At 65.0% G+C, this 18,913-nt stretch carries 20 protein-coding genes and 1 pseudogene; 2 read left to right on the top strand and 19 right to left on the bottom strand.

Annotation, left to right across the window (positions count from 1 at the left end):
- Positions 1 to 4: 4 nt before the first annotated feature.
- Together DW355_RS04295 and DW355_RS04290 are read right to left on the bottom strand one after the other, a co-directional pair.
- The gene (locus DW355_RS04295) at positions 5 to 607 is read right to left on the bottom strand and encodes a thermonuclease family protein (RefSeq protein WP_131278110.1); all 603 of its coding nucleotides are present in this window, start codon (positions 605 to 607) and stop codon (positions 5 to 7) included.
- Positions 604 to 1,365: a YggS family pyridoxal phosphate-dependent enzyme gene (locus tag DW355_RS04290; protein WP_131278109.1), complete on the bottom strand. Its 762-nt coding sequence runs from the start codon at positions 1,363 to 1,365 to the stop codon at positions 604 to 606. Before DW355_RS04290 ends, DW355_RS04295 begins: the two co-directional genes overlap by 4 nt.
- Before the next feature lie 109 nt (positions 1,366 to 1,474).
- Here DW355_RS04290 and DW355_RS04285 point away from each other — a divergent pair, with 109 nt between their 5' ends.
- The gene (locus DW355_RS04285; RefSeq protein ID WP_131278108.1) at positions 1,475 to 2,527 is read left to right on the top strand and encodes a type IV pilus twitching motility protein PilT; all 1,053 of its coding nucleotides are present in this window, start codon (positions 1,475 to 1,477) and stop codon (positions 2,525 to 2,527) included.
- Positions 2,528 to 2,603: 76 nt separating this feature from the next.
- On the opposite strand, the gene DW355_RS04280 is transcribed toward DW355_RS04285, so the two are convergent.
- The 3 genes from DW355_RS04280 to DW355_RS04270 form a co-directional block, all read right to left on the bottom strand.
- Entirely contained in the window at positions 2,604 to 3,272 is a 669-nt protein-coding gene (locus DW355_RS04280; RefSeq protein ID WP_131278107.1) for a BON domain-containing protein, read from the bottom strand.
- Positions 3,269 to 3,868 carry a phosphoheptose isomerase gene (locus DW355_RS04275; RefSeq protein WP_131278106.1) on the bottom strand — a complete coding sequence of 200 codons (600 nt, stop codon included), beginning with the start codon at positions 3,866 to 3,868 and terminating at the stop codon, positions 3,269 to 3,271. Before DW355_RS04275 ends, DW355_RS04280 begins: the two co-directional genes overlap by 4 nt.
- A gap of 165 nt (positions 3,869 to 4,033) precedes the next feature.
- Positions 4,034 to 4,459, bottom strand: coding sequence for a YraN family protein (locus tag DW355_RS04270; RefSeq protein ID WP_131278105.1), 426 nt, complete (start codon positions 4,457 to 4,459; stop codon positions 4,034 to 4,036).
- A gap of 17 nt (positions 4,460 to 4,476) precedes the next feature.
- Here DW355_RS04270 and rsmI point away from each other — a divergent pair, with 17 nt between their 5' ends.
- Entirely contained in the window at positions 4,477 to 5,394 is a 918-nt protein-coding gene (rsmI, locus tag DW355_RS04265; protein WP_131278104.1) for a 16S rRNA (cytidine(1402)-2'-O)-methyltransferase, read from the top strand.
- Positions 5,395 to 5,551: 157 nt separating this feature from the next.
- On the opposite strand, the gene DW355_RS04260 is transcribed toward rsmI, so the two are convergent.
- From DW355_RS04260 to flgA, 14 genes and pseudogenes are all read right to left on the bottom strand, one after another.
- Complete coding sequence (locus DW355_RS04260; RefSeq protein WP_131278103.1) at positions 5,552 to 6,268, bottom strand: RNA polymerase sigma factor FliA; 717 nt, start codon at positions 6,266 to 6,268, stop codon at positions 5,552 to 5,554.
- A 23-nt stretch (positions 6,269 to 6,291) separates the two neighbouring features.
- Complete coding sequence (locus DW355_RS04255) at positions 6,292 to 7,146, bottom strand: hypothetical protein (RefSeq protein ID WP_131278102.1); 855 nt, start codon at positions 7,144 to 7,146, stop codon at positions 6,292 to 6,294.
- Positions 7,139 to 8,782 (bottom strand): flagellar biosynthesis protein FlhF, encoded by a 1,644-nt coding sequence (gene flhF, locus DW355_RS04250; protein WP_131278101.1) that lies wholly within the window; start codon positions 8,780 to 8,782, stop codon positions 7,139 to 7,141. Before flhF ends, DW355_RS04255 begins: the two co-directional genes overlap by 8 nt.
- Positions 8,779 to 10,880, bottom strand: a pseudogene (gene flhA / locus DW355_RS04245) (flagellar biosynthesis protein FlhA). The gene flhF and the pseudogene flhA overlap by 4 nt, the downstream one beginning before the upstream one ends.
- Complete coding sequence (locus DW355_RS04240) at positions 10,877 to 12,133, bottom strand: EscU/YscU/HrcU family type III secretion system export apparatus switch protein (RefSeq protein ID WP_131278100.1); 1,257 nt, start codon at positions 12,131 to 12,133, stop codon at positions 10,877 to 10,879. Before DW355_RS04240 ends, flhA begins: the two are co-directional and overlap by 4 nt.
- Positions 12,134 to 12,260: 127 nt before the next feature.
- Positions 12,261 to 12,920, bottom strand: coding sequence for a protein phosphatase CheZ (locus tag DW355_RS04235; protein WP_131278099.1), 660 nt, complete (start codon positions 12,918 to 12,920; stop codon positions 12,261 to 12,263).
- Positions 12,921 to 12,957: 37 nt separating this feature from the next.
- Positions 12,958 to 13,350 (bottom strand): chemotaxis response regulator CheY, encoded by a 393-nt coding sequence (gene cheY / locus DW355_RS04230; RefSeq protein WP_006299482.1) that lies wholly within the window; start codon positions 13,348 to 13,350, stop codon positions 12,958 to 12,960.
- Between the two features lie 113 nt (positions 13,351 to 13,463).
- Positions 13,464 to 14,423: a flagellar motor protein MotB gene (gene motB / locus DW355_RS04225; RefSeq protein WP_131278098.1), complete on the bottom strand. Its 960-nt coding sequence runs from the start codon at positions 14,421 to 14,423 to the stop codon at positions 13,464 to 13,466.
- A gap of 67 nt (positions 14,424 to 14,490) precedes the next feature.
- On the bottom strand, positions 14,491 to 15,348 hold the full coding sequence (gene motA / locus DW355_RS04220; RefSeq protein ID WP_131278097.1) for a flagellar motor stator protein MotA: 858 nt from the start codon (positions 15,346 to 15,348) through the stop codon (positions 14,491 to 14,493).
- 250 nt (positions 15,349 to 15,598) lie between these two features.
- Positions 15,599 to 16,135 (bottom strand): flagellar transcriptional regulator FlhC, encoded by a 537-nt coding sequence (gene flhC / locus DW355_RS04215; protein ID WP_131278096.1) that lies wholly within the window; start codon positions 16,133 to 16,135, stop codon positions 15,599 to 15,601.
- A 33-nt stretch (positions 16,136 to 16,168) separates the two neighbouring features.
- Positions 16,169 to 16,504: a flagellar transcriptional regulator FlhD gene (gene flhD / locus DW355_RS04210; protein ID WP_131278095.1), complete on the bottom strand. Its 336-nt coding sequence runs from the start codon at positions 16,502 to 16,504 to the stop codon at positions 16,169 to 16,171.
- A gap of 261 nt (positions 16,505 to 16,765) precedes the next feature.
- Positions 16,766 to 17,140: a hypothetical protein gene (locus DW355_RS04205; protein WP_131278094.1), complete on the bottom strand. Its 375-nt coding sequence runs from the start codon at positions 17,138 to 17,140 to the stop codon at positions 16,766 to 16,768.
- Between the two features lie 206 nt (positions 17,141 to 17,346).
- A complete protein-coding gene (gene flgM, locus DW355_RS04200; protein WP_131278093.1) occupies positions 17,347 to 17,685 on the bottom strand; it encodes a flagellar biosynthesis anti-sigma factor FlgM in 339 nt (112 codons plus the stop codon).
- Positions 17,686 to 17,928: 243 nt separating this feature from the next.
- Positions 17,929 to 18,795, bottom strand: coding sequence for a flagellar basal body P-ring formation chaperone FlgA (gene flgA / locus DW355_RS04195; RefSeq protein ID WP_131278092.1), 867 nt, complete (start codon positions 18,793 to 18,795; stop codon positions 17,929 to 17,931).
- Between the last annotated feature and the right edge of the window lie 118 nt (positions 18,796 to 18,913).

Here is an 18,913-nt window from a genome sequence, read left to right as displayed (position 1 = left end):
GTGCTCAGCAAGGCCCGTGCTCCGCGCGCCAACGGCCCGGGGGCTGTGGCAGCGGGCCGTCGCGGGTGTCAGCCCAAAGGCCGCGCTGCGCTGCCTGAGCCTCGCGCTGCGCGCGCGCATAGTTTTCCCGCTCTGAGGCCGAGGCGTGGTGCCGATCAAGGCTCCATGCCCAGCCCTCGGCCACCAGTTCCCAATTGACCTCGCGCCGACCCAGCAGCACATAAGCCACCACGCGGTCGTAGCTTCGGGTGCCATCGGTGCGCAGACGCACGGCCTGCCCCTGGACCTTGTCGCGCAGCGCCTGTCGCGCCGACTCTGCATGGGGCTGGGGCGAGGTGCGGCAGGTGTGGCCCTGGCGCCGCCGCGTCTGTGCCAGTTCGGGCGCGTCGATGCCCTGCAGGCGGATGCGCCAGCGGCGCTGCCGGTAGTCTTCCACGTCCAGCGTGTCGCCGTCCAGCACGGCAAGCACCCGCACCGGGGCCGCCTGCAGCGCGAGCGCCGCTTCGGGGTCGGGTCGGTCAGCTGCCCGCGCGTCGGCCAGGCTGGTCCATGCGGCAGCGACCCAGAGTCCCAGCGTCAGCAGGCCCAGCCGGGCGAGGCCCTTCATCCGCCCGGTATACCGGCCGATGGCACGACGGCGGCCGGCTTGACCGGGCGCGCACCAAACAAGGCAGAGCCGATGCGCACCAGGGTGCTGCCGGCGGCGATCGCGGCTTCCAGGTCCGCGCTCATGCCCATGGACAGCGTGTCGGGCAGGGGGTCTAGGCCAGCCCAGTCCGCGCGCAAGCCATCGAACAAGACCCGCGCGCGGGCAAACACCGCCTGCATCGCGACCGCATCCGGCTGCGGGTCCGGGATGCACATGAGGCCGCGCAAGCGCAGGCGGGGCAGGGCGCGCACCGCGCGAGCCAGCTCGGGCAATGCCTCGGGTGCGATCCCGGCCTTGGTCGACCCGCCATCCACGTTGACCTGCAGGCAGACCTGCAGGGGCGGCAACTCGGCGGGACGTTGCTCGGACAGACGCTGGGCGATCTTGAGACGGTCCACCGTCTGCACCCAGGCGAAATGTTCGGCCACGGGTCGGGTCTTGTTGCTCTGGATCGGGCCGATGCAATGCCATTCCAGCGCCAGGTCGGCCAGAGCCTCCATCTTGGCCACGGCTTCCTGGATGTAGTTCTCGCCAAATGCGCTCAGGCCCGCCTGCCGCGCCACACGCACGGCCTCGGGACCGAAGGTCTTGGAAACAGCCAGCAGGCGCACACTCGCTGGATCGCGGCCCGCCGCCGCGCAGGCGGCAGCGATGCGGGCCTGCACGGACTGCAAGGCGGCACTGAAAGCTGGATTGTCGAACGATGAATCAGGCATGGACCACGGCGTACTGAGGCCCACAATTGTCCCGCATCCCGGTCCTGCCCGCGTCACCCGCGTCATGGCCCGCGCACCGCCCCTTCCCCTCAGCCCTTCCTCGGCCCTCATGGACATCACCCCGCTGCTGACGCTGTGCCTGGACCAGGGAGCGTCCGATCTGCACCTCTCCACCGACCTGCCGCCACTGTTGCGGGTACATGGGCAGATGCGCCGCATCGAGACGATGCCTCCCCTGACCCACCAAGGCATCCTCACCATGCTGCACGCGGTGATGGACGACTCCCTGCGCGAGCGCTACGCGCAGTCGCTGGAATGCGATTTCGCCTGCGACATCCCGACGCTCGGACGCTTCCGCGTCAATGCCTTTCAGACCCAACGGGGTGCCGCGGCGGTGTTGCGCTCGGTTCCCGCGCAGGTCCGGACGCTGACGCAGTTGGGCGCGCCACCGCTGTTCGCCGATCTGGCGCTGAGGCCGCGCGGCCTGGTGCTGGTGACCGGCCCCACGGGCTCGGGCAAATCCACCACCCTGGCCGCGATGGTTCGGCACCTCAACGAGACGCAGGCCCGGCATATCCTGACCGTGGAAGACCCCATCGAGTTCATCCACCTGCCCGTGCGCAGCCTGATCAGCCAGCGCGAGGTGGGTGCGCACACCCTGTCCTTCGCGAACGCGTTGCGCTCGGCCTTGCGCGAGGACCCGGACGTGATTTTGGTGGGGGAGATGCGTGACCTGGAAACCATCCGCCTGGCACTGACCGCCGCGGAAACCGGCCACCTGGTGCTGGGCACCCTGCACACCAGCAGTGCGCCCAAGGCCATTGATCGCATCATCGATGTATTTCCCGCCGGGGAAAAAGACATGGCGCGCGCCATGGTATCGGAATCTCTGCAAGCCGTGATCGCCCAGGTCCTGTGCAGGACCCGCAGTTCAGACGGGCCGGGGCGGGTGGCGGCCTATGAAATCATGACGGGGACGTCGGCCATCCGACATCTGATCCGCGAAGGCAAGGTCGCGCAGATGTATTCCAGCCTGCAGACAGGCGCAGCCGCTGGCATGCAGACGCTGGACCAGCACCTGATGGAGTTGGTGCGTCGAGGTGCCATCGACGTGGTCGAAGCCCACCATCACGCGCGACAGGCGGAGAGTTTTCGCGCTTGATGGGCTTTGCGGTCAACCGGGCTGGCCAGGACGGATCGGAGGCGACGGACCGCGTGTAGCGGCGCGACGCCCGCGCTCAGTACGCTGGTTGGCCCGGACGCTTGCGACCCGGGTTCTCCAGGGCCAGGCGTTCTTCCTCGCTGATCAGCTCGAACAGGCGCACCACTTTCTGGACACCTGAAGTGCGGCGCGCAATGTCGGTGGCGCGGTCGGCCTCGCGCTCCGTCACGCGGCCCATCAGGTAGACCACACCGCGCTCGGTCACGACCTTGACCACGTGGGCGTTCAGATCCCGCGAATCGATCATGCTGGTCTTGACCCGCATCGTCACACCCACATCCGAGGATTGCTGGGTCAGCGTGGAGTGCCCCAGCACGGCGAGCTCGTTGATGATGCTGCGCACATTGTCCAGCCCGGCGATCGCCTGCTCGGCCAGCTGGCGGTCCTGCTCGCTGAGCACCTCGCCCGTCAGCAGCACCTGACGGTTGTAGCTGACGATGCTGACGTGGGCTCGGTCACCGAGCCGCTCTTTCAGGCGCAACATGCCCCGTGTCTCGATGTTCTCGTCATCAAGCTGGGTGCCCGTGGTCCGCCGGTCCAGCACGGACAGCCCCGTGGCCACGACGACGCCACCCACGATCAGCGGCGCGCAGCCACTCAAGGTCACGAAAGCGGTACTCCAAGCCAAGCCCAGGCAGAAGGCGCGTGGGATGGCAAAGCGAGAGAAGGGACGATGGGTGCTCACGTCTTGGTTTCCTGTTCGCCCAGCAGTTGATGATCAACGGAATCGCAGATGCAGTGCAGGGCCAGCAGATGCACCTCCTGGATGCGCGCGGTGCGGTCGTGAGGCACGCAGACATGGACGTCCGTCTCGCGCAGCACGGCGTTCATCTTGCCGCCGCTCTTACCCGTCAGCGCCACCACGGTCATATCGCGTTCATGCGCGGCCTCGATGGCAAGCAGCACATTGGCTGAGTTGCCACTGGTGGAGATAGCTAGCAGCACATCACCGGCCTGCCCCAGCGCGCGCACCTGCTTGGCGAATACGACGCTGTAGTCATAGTCGTTGGCGATGGCGGTCAGGATGGAGGTGTCCGTGGTCAAGGCGATCGCGCCCAACTCGGGACGCTCGCGCTCGAAGCGGCCTACGAACTCGGCGGCGAAATGCTGGGCGTACGCCGCCGAGCCACCATTGCCACAGGCCAGCACCTTGCCGCCGTTGGTCACGCAGTCCAACACGGCCTGGGCTGCCGCCGCGATGGGCTTGCTCAGCGCTTGCGCGGACTGGTACTTCAGGTCTGCGCTGTCGATGAAGTGTTGCTCAATGCGCTGCTCAAACATGATGGGCCGAATGATACCGGGCTTGCCTGGCCCAGCAGGCGAAGACGGCCATCGACCGCTGAGCCCCAAGGTAAATGAACGGTAAACCCAGCATGGCAATGCGCCCGGCCGGCGCCGACCTTCGGCCCTGCCAAGCCCTGGGGCCTCTTGGTCGAAGGCGACCTGTCAAAACCCCCCGGACCGATCACCTGCGTCGAAGGCCGCTTGCAGCCAAACCAGCCGTTCATCTCCCTCGGCCTGCCCACCCTCAATCGCCACCACGTCAAAACGGCAGGGCGGTGGCGAACGCCAACGCAGCAGGTAGTGGCGTGCCGCCAGGGCGATGCGTCGCCGCTTGAGGGCGCCCACGCTGGCGGCCGCGCCGCCGTGACGCGCGTTGGCGCGGCGGCGCACCTCGACGAATACCAGGGTGCCTTCGGGGGTCCGCATCACGAGGTCCACCTCGCCCCCACCGCGGCCAGGCGTCCGATAATTGCGCGCCAGCAGCTGCAACCCCCTCGCCTGCAGATGCTGCAAGGCTTTTTCCTCCGCCACATCGCCCGTCTGCTTGGTCGTGGGGCGCACGGAGCTTCGAGGCGCGGGCTTGTCCATATTCCATCTCCCCCTACGTGAACTCTGCTTCTTATGCCTCAGCCCTGACCGCCGCACAAGACGCTGCAGGCGCTCAGCATTTCCCGCCCGGCGCCTTGTACGTGGTGGCCACGCCCATCGGCAATCTGGCGGACATCACCTTGCGCGCCCTGCATGTGCTGCGCATCGCCGATGTCCTGGCCTGCGAGGACACGCGCCACACGCAAAGCCTGTTGCGTGCCTACGGCATCGAGAAGAACGGCGCCGGCCTGATGGCCTTGCATCAGCACAACGAACAGGAAGCCGCGCAGCAGGTGATCGCTCGGCTGCGGGACGGCCTGCGTGTCGCCTACGTCAGCGACGCGGGCACGCCCGCTGTCAGCGACCCGGGTGCCCGACTGGTGGCTGCGGTGCGCGCCGAGGGGCTGCCCGTGATGCCCCTGCCGGGTGCCAGCAGTGTCACCGCGGCGCTCAGCGCCGCGGGTGCGATCGATGAATCAGGCGCCTTTGTTTTCGCGGGTTTTCTGCCTGCCAAGACCAACGAACGAGCCCAGGCCGTGCAGGTCCTGGCCACCGAACCGCGCGCCACGGTGCTGCTGGAGGCGCCGCACCGCATCGCGGCCCTGGCGGGCGCGCTCGTGGTGCTGGCAGACCGTCCCCTCACCGTGGCCCGGGAGATCAGCAAGCAGTTCGAGCAGATCGTCACCCTGCCCGCCGAGACCTTTCCTGCCTGGCTCGCGGCGGACCCGCAACGCGCACGCGGGGAATTCGTTCTGGTGCTGCACCCCGCGCCGCGCACGGTGCACGAAGACGGGCCAGACGCCACGGCGCTGCGCACCCTGGATCTGCTGCTGGCCGAACTACCCTTGAAAACCGCCGTCAAGCTGGCGGCGGACATCACCGGGACACCGCGCAATGCCCTGTACGAGGCAGCGCTGGAACGAAAAAAACAATAGGAACAATGTCGCGCTGATTCAAGCGCCTGGCGGACGCGTCGCGTCGCTGATAGTGATTTGCGCGGTCCCCACCATGAGACAAACGGCTTGCCAGCCATGCGCGCGACCCGTCATTGGCACAGGCAGGCTCGACGCGGGACAACTTGCCGAAAAGACCTCAGTGCGCCCGCATCTTGGCGCGCAGGCGCGCAATCGACTGACTGTGCAACTGGCAGACGCGCGATTCGGTCACGCCCAGCACGGCGGCGATTTCCTTGAGATTCATGTCCTGCTCGTAGTACATGCTCATCACGTACTGCTCGCGCTCGGGCAAGCCCTTGATGGCGTCGACCAACGAGGAGCGCAGGCGCTGGTTGCGCAGCAAGGCCATCGGATCGGACTCGCCGTCGACCATGTGGCGATCGAGGAAACCTTCGTCGTCGTCCCCGCCGCTCATGTCCTCCAGATAGACCAGCTGCGTGCCCTTGACCTTGTAGAGCAGGGCCTGGTACTCGGCCAGCTCCATGCCCAAGGCCTCGGCGATCTCGGACTCGCTGGGCGAGCGGCCCAGTTGATGCTCCAGCCGGGTCAACGCCGACTCGATTTCCTTCTGGCTCTTGCGCGAACCGCGGCTCATCCAGTCGTTCTCGCGCAGCTCGTCGATCATCGCGCCGCGGATGCGCTGGGTGGCGAAGGTCTCGAACTGCACGCCCTGGGTGGCTTCATACCGCGTGAGCGCCTCAGACAGACCGATCAGGCCGACCTGGATCAGGTCATCCACCTGGATCGACGGTGGCAGCTTGGCCATCATGTGGTGCGCCAGCCGACGCACCAGGGGTGCGTACTGCCGGATCAGGGCATCACGGTCCAGCTGGCCTTGCGCGGTGTACGTCACGGGCGAAGCTCCCTCGATCACGTTCAACGCCCCTGAGCGGCAGCCATCGCCGCGCCACGTCGGGAAGTGGGCGCACTGGCATAGGCCGGCGCGAGCACGGTCGACAGATCCCAGTCCTGGGGCTGCAGGCCGGCTTCAAGAGAGCGCAGGGCCAGGCGCTGCATTTCCTCCGGGCGGTCGGGGCAGACCGTGAGCGCGGGCGTCTCGCACGCGAGGAAATCCCGCGCGCATTCCTGTAGATTGCGGCTGATGTTGTGACCCGACATGCGGGTGGTCAAGGCGGCGTCTTGCATCACGGTCACGATGGTAGGCCGCAATTTGCCCAAACTCAACATCTGCTTGAGCGCCTGGTAGGCCGACAGCAGCGCCGACTCCTGTACCGAAACGGGCAGCAACGGAGACAGGTTGCTGCCCTGCCAGACCCTGGCCAGCATGGCGGCAGGCGCGTAGATCAGGATCAGTTCATATCCCGGGAAAAGGGCGGCCAGTTGCCGGGCACGTTGCTGCCCTGCGTCCTGCGCCTTGGCCGCGGCCCTGCCCTTGGACTTGGCGCCCTGAGCCGCGCCGTCCAACAGTTGCTCCAGGCCCAGCGCCGCCGGCACGATGGGCCAGGCAGTGGCGCTGTTGCCGAGCACCGCGGCGGAGAAATCCTCGTCACCCCGGAACAGCTGCGACAGACCCGGCACCTGGTCGGTCTCGCTGACATGGGCATCGAGCACGACCAAGGGATAGTCCAGATTGGTCCAAGCCGCGCAAAGCTGCATCAGCAAGGGCAATTCACTGCGTGCGTCCTCATGCCCCGCCAGGGCCACGATGCGTGGCGACGACTCGACCGCGAGCGCCGCCAGGCCAGCCGCCTGGTTTTCGACTTCAAGCATGGAGATTTCCCCCGTGCGCGGCCGAACCCGGACGACGGGCCGTCGGCGGCACCGGTTGTTGCGCGGTTGCCAGTCCCTGCACGCTCTGAGCGCGGCTTTCCATTTGCGTGAAATACAGGTCCAGATCCCCGAGCTGGGGATCGTGCGCCGACCGACCCGTGGAACGCATGGACAGCTTCACCAGTTGGTCCGCGTCGGCACGCGCCCAGTCCTCGGGCACCCGCTGGCCGCAGCTGACGCCACGCAGCACCAGGCGGTGGCGGATGGCCGCGTCCAGGGTGGGGCCGAGCTTGACTGCTTCGTCCGTCTTGGTCAGCACCGCATGCTGCGCGCCGCTGCTGCGGAAGGACGCCACGGCTTCATCCTGCGCGTCGCCGTGGTTGGCGGCATTGAGCACCATCAGGCGCTGCACGCCGGGCAGATCCAGCATGTCCAGCACTTCGCGCTTGCGCGGATCGCGCGGCGCGACGCCGGTCGTGTCGATGATGACCATCTTGCGGTTGGACAACAGGCCCAGCAGATCCTGCAGGGCGCTTTGGTCATGCGCCATGTGCGCGACCACGCCCAGCATACGGCCATAGGTGCGCAGTTGCTCATGCGCGCCGATGCGGTAGCTGTCCAGCGTGATCAAGCCGACGCTGGCGGCGCCGAAGTCGCGGGCGCATTGCGCGGCGAGCTTGGCGGCCGTCGTGGTCTTGCCGACGCCGGTGGCGCCCACGAGGGCGTAAATGCCACCCGCTTCGTGCAGGGCCGGTTCATTTTTGTCGGTCTTGAGATTGCGCTCGAGCACGGCCAGCATCCAGCGCATGGCTTCGGCCGGCGTGGTGTCGTTGGGCATCTTCTCCAGCGCGGCGCGCGCGAGGTTGGGCGAATAGCCCGCGCGGATGAGTTTGAGCGTGAGGTTGGCGCGCACCGGGTTCTGCTTGGCCTGACCCAGCCAGGCCAAGGTGCTGAAGCGCTCCTCGATGAGGTCCTTCATCGCGTTGAGTTCATTCATCAAGCCCTCGGGAACCACGGTCTGGGGCGCCACCTCGGGCATGGCGACACGACGAGGCGCCGGCGTGGGCTGATCCGGCGGCACCACGGCGTAGGTGCGCGGCGCGGCGCCACCCACGTTGATGCCGCTGCCGCCCTGGGCGGTGTGCGCGGCCTGGCGCGCCTCGTGCTGGCGGGTCTCGTGACGACGCTGCAGCACGCGCTCGCGCACATAGTCCTGGAAGGACAGCGTGCTCATCGCCAATTGGTCGGCGTCTTCCTCCACCGTGCTGCGCGGCGAAGCGCGCAACGCGGCACGGGCCGCGCGTTCGGCGCGCTCCGCCGGCTCGGGCACGTCTCCGTCGGGTTCCAGCAGGGGGCCACGGGCGGAGCGGGCGGCTTCCTTGGCGGCCTTCTCGGCGTTGGCCTTGCGGCGCGACAAGAAGCCGAAGGTGGAGCTCTCAGCCTTGTCTTCCGTGGCCATGACGTTGTCGGCGGCCTGGTCGAGCGCGGCCAGGGTGCTGGAGTTCGTGGCGACCACTTCCACTCCGCCCTGCGCCGTGGGCTTGTTCGACAGGATGATGGCCTCTTCGCCAAAAGCCGCGCGTGCCTTGGCCAGCGCCTCGCGGGCGGTTGGGGCATGGAATCGTTGAATGCTCATGATGCGGCGCCTCTCAGGATCGGTCCGATGCGAATGGAATGGGTTTCAGGAATTTCACTGTGCGACAGCACTTGCATCCGGGGCGCGGCGCGGCGCACCAGACGCGCGATGGAATTGCGGATGGGGTCGGGCACCAGCAGGCAGGCCGGCACGCCGGTTTCTTCCTGCTTCATTGCCACGTCGGCCGCGTTGCGGGCGAACATATCGGCCACGCCCGGATCGAGGGCTGGACCGTTGGCCCCCCCCAGCGCCTGCACCAGCAGGCGTTCCAGCGGCGGGTCGATGGCTATGACGTTGAGTTCTTTCTGCGGCCCGTAGATCTGTTGCACGATGGCCGGCGACAGGGCAACACGCACCCGTCGCGCCAGTTCCGTCGGGTCGGTGGTGACGGGCGCGTGCTCGGCGATCGTCTCTATGATGGTGCGCATGTCGCGAACGTGCACCGACTCTTCCAGCAACAGCTGGAGGACTCGCTGGAACACGGCGATGGACACCATTTTGGGCACGACTTCTTCGATGAGCTTCGGGAATTGCCGCCCCACATGCTCCACCAGATTCTGAGTCTCGGTACGGCTGAGCAGGCGCGCGGCGTGAACTTGCATCAAGTGTGAAAGATGCGTGGCCATCACGGTCTCGGAATCAACCACCGTAAAGCCGGCCATTTGCGCGGCTTCTTTTTGCCGTTCGTCGATCCACGTCGCGGGCAGGCCGAAGGCGGGGTCGGTGGCCGGGGTTCCAATCAGGGGCGTGCTGATGCCCCCGGATTGATGGCCAGGTACATGCCAGGGAAGGCCTCGCCTTCGCCGACCACCACGCCACGCAGATTGATGCGGTAGCCGCTGGGCTTGAGCTCCAGGTTGTCGCGCACGTGCACGGGCGGGGGCAGGAAACCGACTTCCTGCGCGAACTTGCGGCGCACGCCCTTGATGCGCGTGAGCAGATCGCCCTGGCGGTTCTTGTCCACCAAGGTGATCAGGCGGTAGCCCAGTTCGAGGCCGAGCTGATCCACGGGTTGCAGATCGTCCCAGCTGGCTTCGCCATCGCCGGGCGCGGCGGCCGCAGCCGCGGCAGCCGCAGCCGCGCTGGCCTCGGCCTCGGCTTTCTTGGGCTGCTTGGCCAGCACCCAGGAGGCGTAGCCCAGCAGGCTGGCCACGCCCAGGAAAACCAGGTTGGGCATGCCCGGGATCATGCCCAGCAAACCCAGCACGCCGGCGGTGATGCCGATGGCGCGCGGCGACACCAGCATCTGGCTGCCGATCTGCTTGCCCAGATCCTGGTCCTTGCCCACGCGGGACACGACCATGGCGGCCGCGACGGAAATCAACAGGCCCGGAATTTGCGCGACCAGCGCGTCACCAATGGCCAGTAGGATGTAGCTGTTGGCCGACTGACTGGCGCTCAGGCCGTGCTGCGCCATGCCGATGGCGAAGCCGCCGATGATGTTGATCAGCAAGATCAGGATGCCCGCCATGGCGTCGCCACGGACGAACTTGGACGCACCGTCCATGGAGCCAAAGAAATCCGCTTCTTCGCCGACTTCGGAGCGGCGACGCTTGGCTTCCTTCTCGTCGATCAGGCCCGCGCCCAGGTCGGCATCGATGGCCATCTGCTTGCCCGGCATGGCGTCCAGGGCAAAACGCGCGGACACTTCGGCGATACGCTCGGCGCCCTTGGTCACAACCACGAAGTTGATGACCACCAAGATGGCGAACACAATCAGACCGACCGCGAAATTGCCGCCGATCAGAAAGTGCCCGAAGGCTTCGATCACCGCGCCGGCCGCGCCCGTGCCGGTATGGCCTTCGAGCAGCACCACGCGGGTGGACGCCACGTTCAAGGACAGGCGCAGCAAGGTGGTGAGCAGCAGCACGACCGGGAAGGCCGCGAAATCCAGCGGCTTGGTCATGTAAGCGGCCACCATCATGACCATCAAGGCGATGGCGATGTTGAAGGTGAACAGAATGTCCAGCAACCAGGGTGGCAAAGGCAGCACCATCATGGCCAGGATGGCGACGACAAAAAGCGGCGCCGCCACGCCCTGGATCATGGCGGCGTGGCGTCCGAAACGCTGCTGCAACTGTTGAATCAGCGGGTTCATGTGGCTCTAACGGAAGAAATGGATTCGGTGCGCGCCACGCCGGTCGCATCGCCGGGGGCTTTCGCGGAGGCCGCCTTGGCCTTGGCCGCGACACTGGCAGCATAGGCGGCCTGTGCCGCGCGGGAGTCGTGGGGGTCCATGCCGGGTGGCACGACCGGTTGGGGCATGTCGCCCGGCATCTGGCCCCGGCCTTGCAAGGCGGCCTTCAGGCGGTAGACATAGGCCAATACCTGGGCCACGGCGGTGTACAGCGTGGAGGGAATGTCCTGGTCCAGCTCAGCATGCGCGAACAAGGCGCGCGCGAGCACGGGGGATTGGATCACGGGCACTTGGTGGGCCTTGGCCAGGTCGCGGATCTTCATGGCCAGCAAGTCGGCGCCCTTGGACACCACGCGCGGCGCCGCCATGGACTTCTCCTCGTACTTCACGGCGACGGCGTAGTGGGTCGGGTTCATCAGCACGAAGTCGGCCTGTGGCACCTTGGGCAGGCTCTGGCGCTGCGCCAGCTCGCGCTGCTTCTGGCGGCGCCGGCTCTTCATCTGCGGGTTGCCATCGGTGTCCTTGTGCTCGTCCTTCATTTCCTGCAGGGACATCTTGAGCTCGGACTTGTGCAGAAAGATCTGCAAGGGCAGGTCGATCAGGGCGACCAGCAGAATCACGCCCAGCAGCAGGGAGCAGCCCATGACCAACCAGTTCAGCATGCGTTCGATGCCGGCCGTGGAGGGCTGCAGCACCAGGGTCGCGACCGAGGGCAGGGTGTAGTAGATGAAGACGGCGGCCAGGGTCAGCACGAAGAAGGCGATGAAGGCGAGCTTGATCACATCGGCCAGCTTCTTCTTGGTGAACAGGCCTTGAAGACCCTTGAGAGGATTGACGCGACTGAAGTCCGGCGCCAGCGGTTTCGTGGTCCAGACCCAACCCCCACCCGCCAATGTGGACAAGACTGCGATGGCAACGATGATGACGGCGACGCCCAAGCTGATGCCCGCGCCGGTCAGCACCATGGTGTGCAGGTGGTCGAGCATGAAACCTGGGTCGCGCACATCGGAGGCACTCAGCGACAGGTGGCGCGCCAGCGATTCACGCAAGGCTTCGTAGATCCAGGGCGCCACCATGACCAAGGTCACGGCACCACCGCCGAGCACGGCAAGGTGACTGAAATCCCGGGAACGCGGCACTTGGCCGTCGTCCCGCGCGCGTTGCAGCTTGCGTTGCGACGCGGGTAGATTGCGGTCCTGACTGCTGGATTCCATGGTGGCGAGTACTTAAAGTCCACGCCATTGTCGGCGTGGGTCTCGCCGCCTAAAACAAGAAAAGCCGGGTGTTTCCGGCTTTTCTTCCCCTTGATCCGGGCAGGCCCGGGCGAGCGTCAGGGAGCGCTCAGAAGCCCAGACTGGCCAGCAGATCGTCGACCTGGGATTGATCGGTCACGACCTCGCTGGCCATTTTTTCCGGATCGACCACGGGGCCACCCAACTTCACGGTGTCGGGCGTCAGCGGCGTCTTCGCGGCTTCCTTTTCCTCGTCCATTTGCTCGGTCTGCTGCTTCAAGCGCTGCTGCACATCCGCCGGCGCGGTCTGTATCAGCAGGGCGACCAGCTGATCCTCGATGTTCGAGGCCAGATTGAGCACGCGGGCAATCACCTGCCCCGTGAGGTCATGGAAATCCTGAGCCATCATGATTTCCGTCAGATGCTGGTCCAGATCCGTATTGGTCTTTTCCAGATCCGTCAGGAAATTCATCACATGGCCCTTGGCCACGGCCGCCACCGGATCTGCCGCCAGCAGGGCAACCATATGCTTGGTCTGGGCACCGAGATGGTCGTTCTGGCTCTTGGCCTGATCAACGCGGTTGAGCACCTTTTCCGCCGCCTCGCCGGTGAGCTTGGCGATGTAGGTCAGGCGCGAACGGGCATCGGGCAACTCGATCGCCGATCCATGCAGCTTTTCCGCCAACCCCAAACCTTGCAAGGCGTCATGCAACTGGCGCGTGAGCAGGCCCAGTTTGTGGTGCACGACCTCCAGGGCCTCGAAGGTCATGTCCCCGAGCCGGGCGCGGCGGAATGGGTGTTCATGGTTATTGCAACCCTGATTTTTTGAGGATGTGGTGCAGTTTTTCCTCAAGCACGGCCTTGGTGAAAGGCTTGACGATGTAACCCGCCGCACCTTGCTGGGCGGCGAGCACGATGTCCTCCTTGCGTGCTTCGGCAGTCACCATCAGCACGGGGATGTGCTTGAGCTTTTCATCTCGCTTGATTTCGGCGAGCAATTGGAAGCCGTTCATGTTCGGCATGTTGATATCGCTGACCACGAAATCAAAAGGAAGGGCGCGCAGTTTCTGCAGTGCCACCACGCCGTCTTCCGCTTCGTCAGCTTCGGAAAAGCCGCTTTCCTTGAGCAGGTTGCGAACGATACGGCGCATGGTCGAAAAATCGTCGACCACCAGGAATCGCAATGGGTTGTTGGCCATACGTTGGAGCCTTTCTATGCCTTTCAGTCTTGCTTTCGGTTCTTATCGCGGCAGATTATCGCCAAGTTCAATGCGCGACCCAAGCCCGCGCATCCCTTCGTTCGCCTCGCGGGTCACCGCGAGGGCCCCGGCGGCGCCACCAGCGCGGGAGCGGCGATCAAGGCCGGATCCACCGCTTGCCCGGACGCGGCACCACCTTCTCCGGGTTCGACCGCCTCCCGGTTGATGCCCAGTTGGCGTTCTTCCGCCTCCTTGGTCAGGACCATGATACTGATGCGCCGATTGGCGGGCGCGGTCGGATTGTCAGGCACCAGCAGGCTGCTGGCGGCCAGACCGGTCACCCGAAGCAGCTTATCCTCGGGCATGCCGGCAGCGACCAGTTCGCGCCGCGCCGCGTTGGCACGGTCCGCCGACAACTCCCAGTTGCTGTAACCCCGGCCCTGACTGCCATACTGCGTCACATCGGTATGCCCGTCCAGGCTGATCTTGTTTTCGACGCCATTGAGCGCCGCGCCGATTTCACGCAGGATTTCCCGCATGTAGGGCTGCACGGCGGCGTTGCCCGTCGTGAACATGGGGCGCCCCTGTTCGTCCACGATCTGGATTTTCAGGCCGTCGGGCGTGCTCTCCAGCTGGATCTGGCGGCTGAAGCGGCGCAACTGGGCATTGTTGGAAATGGCGGCGCTGATCTTGGCACTGAGCGCGGCAAGCCGCTGCGCGTCGCGTCGCGCCGTTTCGGCGCGCCGGCGCCGGTCGGCGGCGGAGGCATCCTCGGGATGCTGGCCCGCGGTCAGCGTGAGATCCGCGCCACCACCCGGCAAGATCGAGGAACTGGCGCCCGAGCCATTGCCGCCCACCATGGATACTTTGAGCGGCGCGCGGAAATAGTCCGCCAGGCCCTTGAGGTCGCCTTTGGAGGTAGAACCCAGCAGCCACATCAGCAGGAAGAAGGCCATCATGGCCGTCACGAAGTCGGCGTAGGCGATCTTCCAGGCGCCGCCGTGCACGCCGTGGCCACCCTTCTTCACCCGCTTGATGATGATGGGCTGAAGTTTCTTGGCATCCGTGGCCATGATTCCCCCTTAGCCTTTCATCCTGGTCGCCAGCATGGCTCGTCCCGCCCTTGAACCGGTCCGCGCATCACTTCTTGCGAACATGCGCTTCCAGCTCCAGGAAGCCGGGACGCTCGGTCGAGAACAGTACTTTGCGACCGAACTCGATGGCGGTCGCCGGGTTGTAACCCTGCATGCTGGCCAGCAGGGTGGACTTGATGCATTGCAGTTCCTTGGTACCGTCGGCCGCCTTCTGCTCCAGCATAGTGCCCAACGGTTCGAAGATCGCGTAGGCCAGCATGATGCCCAGGAAGGTACCCACCAGGGCAGAGGCAATCATGCCGCCCAGAATGGCGGGCGGCTGCCCGACCGAGCCCATGGTGTTCACCACGCCCAGCACGGCGGCCACGATACCGAAGGCAGGCAGGGCACCGGCGAGCCGCAGCACCGCGGTCGCCGGCGCGTGCGCTTCCTGGTGGTGCGTGTCGATCTCGCTGTCCATCAACGTCTCGATCTCATGGGCATTCAGGTTGCCCGACACCATCATGCGCAGATAGTCCGTGGTGAACTCCACCACGTGGTGGTCATTGCCCACGATGGGATGCGCCTGGAACAGCGGTGACTCGTGGGGCTCTTCCACGTCCTTCTCGATCGCCATCAGGCCTTCCTTGCGGGCCTTCTGCAGGACGTCGTAGAGCAGCGCCATGAGGTCCATGTAGCGCTCCTTGGTGTACTTGGAGCCCTTGAGCACGGTGGGAACCTGCGCCATGGTGGCCCGCAGCACCTTGGGTTGGTTGCCAGCGACAAAGGCACCGAGCGCGCCGCCGAAGATGGTGGCCATTTCGAAGGGAAGGGCTTCCAGCAGGATGCCAATGTTGCCGCCATGCAGGACAAAGGTCCCGAAGATAGCAACCATGGCAACGGCATAACCGATGATGACGATCATGGGTGGGCGGCTAAGGTAGTAGAAAGGGGGAGAAAAATGTAACTCGAGTCATTCTAGGGGATAGCGCCCATGTCAGCACACGCAAAAGCGTGGAAAACTGCCCCTTGTCCTGACTCTTTTGCAAACTTCTGTTGCAAACCCGGTGAGCCCCGCATACCGGATTCCGCCGTCGTCGGGCGCCGCCGCAGGGGGCCTCAATGCGGTGAAACGCCAAGTCTGCGGCCCACCCGCCATCCCCCGCAAGCCGAGCTCAATGCAACTGAATGCCCGTCGTGCTGCCCTTGCCGGCACGGGCCGGCGGCTCGCACAGACCGCAGACATAGTTGCGCGCGTTCTCATGCGCCTCGGACACGAAATGCCCGCCGCATTTGGAACAGCGCGTCATCGCCAGCATGTTGTTGTCGATGAACTTCACCAGCCGCCAGGCGCGGGTGATGGACAGCAGCGACTCCATTTCCAGCGCCTTCATCTGCTCTTCATAAAGGCGGTAGGCCTTCATCACGGCGTCGATGTCCTCGATGCTGCTGGCCTTGCTCAGGTACTCGTAGATGTTGAGGAAGAGCGAGGAATGGATATTCGGCTGCCAGGTCAGGAACCAGTCCGTCGAAAACGGCAACTGCCCCTTGCTGGGCGACTTGCCGGCGACTTCCTTGTAGAGGCGCAGCAAGCGCTCGTAGGACAGATCGGTCTCGCTCTCCAGAACCTGCAGACGCGCGCCCAACTTGATGAGGGCGACGGCGCGCTCGATCTGGCGCGATTCGTTCAGAACGCTTTTGACGGTGCTCATGGGGTGTTTCCGGCCTGGTTGTTCAGAGGACGCTCAGGCGGCGCCGGTGGCTTCCGCGTGGCGACCAGCCATCAGGATGCTGGCATGCAGGCGCGTGGTGGCCGGGTTGTCCACCTTGCTGGTGTTGTGGTTGGTCAACAAGCTCCACACCACTTCGTCATCCATGCGGAAGCGGCACAGCAGCATGGGGCTGGACGCAATCTTGGAGATCTGGGCCGGCGACATCATGGACAGCAGGTCAGCCGACTCCTCGGACAACCCCAGGCGGAACTGCGCATCCGCCTTGTCACGCCGGATCAGGCTTTGCGCCAACATGAGGTAGGTCAGGTTGGATTCGCGGATTTCGGCGTTCAGTTGGTCTTCAGTCATTTGGGGCTCCTTTACAGTGCATTTCTTGCGTTTGGCGTTGGGCCTGATTCTGATCGGCGGGCAGGAAACTTGAATCAGCCACCTTCTGCACTTGCTGCGAGAAAGACCGGCAGCGACGTGTCAGGCAAAATCCTACAAGTCCGTCAAGCACATGAAAAAAGGAATTGAGGACACAAAAGCCCTCAATTCCTCTTTTTCCCTCGATGGGTGACCGTGCGGCACTGTAGGCCCCACAGGGCGGCGATCCGCCGCCCCTTGCCCTTAGCCCCCGAAACCGCGGTGCGTCGATGTCGCGCGACCCAAGGGCTCGTAGCTGACGTTCTTCTGCTCGGCCATGCCGGGGATGAGGGTGTGCAGGCTACGCTCCGCCTGAGCGGCCAGCCGCAACAGGCTTTCGCGCTGCAGATGGATCAGGGTCACGATGCGCTTCATGCGCACACGCAGTTCCGTGCCACCATGCACCAGCACTTTGTGCTTTTCCGTGAAAGAGGCGAACGCGATGGAGGCCTCGCGCAAGGAGGCGCTGGCGCGCTCCAACTGCTCGAGGCTCGCGCCGTCCAGCAGGGCTTGGGAGACCGCCTCGCAGAGCATTTCAATCTCGGCCAGGGGTTTTTCGTAATCCGTATAGGAAATCATGGAACAGGCTCCTTTAGTAAGGAAGCCAGGCTGAGACCAGAGGTCCACCCGGCACTACAGGCATTTGCAAAAAAACTCCGCGATTGGAATCACGAAGTCGAAGGCTTGAAGGACTTTTCTCTTTTGGGGGCGACCACCCGGCTACGGTGGCTGGTTTTTCAACCTCGGCGCGCGCCCCCGCACGCCTCGAAACTCAGGTCAGCGACTCAATGCACGCTGCGGGGCGCGAGGAATTCCTCGGCACCTGCCAGCAGCTTGTCGGCGATGGCTTCGGCATTCACCACGTAAGTGCCGTTCTCGATCGCCTCACGGACTGCACGGACCTTGTCCATGTCGATGTCCGTCGCTTCATTTGCGCCGCGCAGTTGCTCGAGCGCCCGCACCGACGACGAAACCGTCACCGACACACTGCCCTCGGCGACAGACGTCGACCCCTGGGCAGCCACGCTCACGGCTTCTTTCGCCGCCGCCTCTTTCTTGGCGGACTGGGCCGCCTGGGGCGTCACCTTCAACAGCGGATCTGCTGCGCCTTGACCGACTTTCATCATCTACTCCAATAAGCCTTGATTACCTGTAGTCCTGTTCGGGCTGGAATGTAGCCGTTCCGCCCCGTGCCATTCTTATCGGCGCGGACCGGCACAACTTTAGCCCCTGCAGGCAGACAACAAGGCGGTTTTCCGCTTGCTTAACTGATGCGCTGAGCGCATTTCTGGTTTTTCCCGTGGCGAACAACGCCCTGACAAATTTTTATGCACTTATTTGGTGCATCTCAAGAATTCTCGTTCGACTCAGATTTCCACCCGGACCGTCCGCGCATCCACCACGGTGGCATTCATGACACGGCCGTTGTCCATCCGCACCTGGGCCACCTGCCCTACCACGCCCACCGACATGGCCCTGCCCTGGGTGCTCACCTGAAACCCGCTGCCTTGCACCAGCACGCGCACCTGCGTGCCACTGGTGAAGACCTTGGCGGCCCGCAGCATGTTCTGGCGCAGGGTCTGTCCGACGCGCAGGCTGCGCGCCGTCACTTGACCGTCCCACGCATCGGTGGCCAGCACCGGACTGCTGTCCTCCGCCCAGTCCACTTCCCGTCGTTCGAGATCCTGGTCGGTCAAGGCTTGCCCGGTGGAGACATTGGCCCGCAAGACCCAGGCTTGACCCATGACCTGGACCTGGACCGGCATGGTCACGCTCCAGCGCGTGGCGCCCTGGATGCAGCGCATGCCCAGGTGGCTGCTGCCCCAGAGACGGCTTGGGGCATACACCTCCACCTCGGCACAAGGTGCCAGGCGCAGACGCCCGTCCAGACGCCCGAGCTGGGCCTGCAGACGAACCGGCTCCCCGCGCTCCGACTCACGTGCTGACAGCACCGGTAAATTGCGTTCCAGCCAGTGCTGCGCCACGTAAGGCAAGTCCGCTTCGCTGTTGACCCGGTAGGTCTGCCCCGGACCGGTCTGCTGGGACGCATGCGTCGGCACGGACCAGCCCATCACCAACATGGCCAGCCCCAGCGACAGCCAGGACAACCAAGCCGCCGCTGCAGGGCCGCGGCGCGCAAGCACCCGCGTCAGCACGCCCGCCTTGGCAGTGAGATCCGCAGCTTGCGACGTCCAACGCCGCAAGGCCTGAAACGCATGCTTGGGTGAATTCATGATGGGCTCTTCATATCGTCGGAAATGCAGATGACTATAGGGAGAGCACTCCAGGACAAAGCCGGCAAATACATGGCTTTCACCCGCTTATTCAGACCATCCGCGCCATCAAGTTTCC

The sequence above is a fragment of the Hylemonella gracilis genome, from assembly GCF_004328645.1.
GTDB classification, from domain to species: domain Bacteria; phylum Pseudomonadota; class Gammaproteobacteria; order Burkholderiales; family Burkholderiaceae_C; genus Hylemonella; species Hylemonella gracilis_B.
Note: the sequence above shows the minus strand (reverse complement) of the source record. Positions and strands in the feature narration are given on the sequence as shown.

What these genes read in the sequence shown, in the direction of transcription:
- DW355_RS04295 (WP_131278110.1), bottom strand. Translation starts at nt 607, where the DNA reads ATGAAGGGCCTCGCCCGGCTGGGCCTGCTGACGCTGGGACTCTGGGTC.
- DW355_RS04290 (WP_131278109.1), bottom strand. Translation starts at nt 1,365, where the DNA reads ATGCCTGATTCATCGTTCGACAATCCAGCTTTCAGTGCCGCCTTGCAG.
- DW355_RS04285 (WP_131278108.1), top strand. Translation starts at nt 1,475, where the DNA reads ATGGACATCACCCCGCTGCTGACGCTGTGCCTGGACCAGGGAGCGTCC.
- DW355_RS04275 (WP_131278106.1), bottom strand. Translation starts at nt 3,868, where the DNA reads ATGTTTGAGCAGCGCATTGAGCAACACTTCATCGACAGCGCAGACCTG.
- DW355_RS04270 (WP_131278105.1), bottom strand. Translation starts at nt 4,459, where the DNA reads ATGGACAAGCCCGCGCCTCGAAGCTCCGTGCGCCCCACGACCAAGCAG.
- DW355_RS04255 (WP_131278102.1), bottom strand. Translation starts at nt 7,146, where the DNA reads ATGCTTGAAGTCGAAAACCAGGCGGCTGGCCTGGCGGCGCTCGCGGTC.
- flhF (WP_131278101.1), bottom strand. Translation starts at nt 8,782, where the DNA reads ATGAGCATTCAACGATTCCATGCCCCAACCGCCCGCGAGGCGCTGGCC.
- DW355_RS04240 (WP_131278100.1), bottom strand. Translation starts at nt 12,133, where the DNA reads ATGGAATCCAGCAGTCAGGACCGCAATCTACCCGCGTCGCAACGCAAG.
- DW355_RS04235 (WP_131278099.1), bottom strand. Translation starts at nt 12,920, where the DNA reads ATGACCTTCGAGGCCCTGGAGGTCGTGCACCACAAACTGGGCCTGCTC.
- cheY (WP_006299482.1), bottom strand. Translation starts at nt 13,350, where the DNA reads ATGGCCAACAACCCATTGCGATTCCTGGTGGTCGACGATTTTTCGACC.
- motB (WP_131278098.1), bottom strand. Translation starts at nt 14,423, where the DNA reads ATGGCCACGGATGCCAAGAAACTTCAGCCCATCATCATCAAGCGGGTG.
- motA (WP_131278097.1), bottom strand. Translation starts at nt 15,348, where the DNA reads ATGATCGTCATCATCGGTTATGCCGTTGCCATGGTTGCTATCTTCGGG.
- flhC (WP_131278096.1), bottom strand. Translation starts at nt 16,135, where the DNA reads ATGAGCACCGTCAAAAGCGTTCTGAACGAATCGCGCCAGATCGAGCGC.
- flhD (WP_131278095.1), bottom strand. Translation starts at nt 16,504, where the DNA reads ATGACTGAAGACCAACTGAACGCCGAAATCCGCGAATCCAACCTGACC.
- DW355_RS04205 (WP_131278094.1), bottom strand. Translation starts at nt 17,140, where the DNA reads ATGATTTCCTATACGGATTACGAAAAACCCCTGGCCGAGATTGAAATG.
- flgM (WP_131278093.1), bottom strand. Translation starts at nt 17,685, where the DNA reads ATGAAAGTCGGTCAAGGCGCAGCAGATCCGCTGTTGAAGGTGACGCCC.
- flgA (WP_131278092.1), bottom strand. Translation starts at nt 18,795, where the DNA reads ATGAATTCACCCAAGCATGCGTTTCAGGCCTTGCGGCGTTGGACGTCG.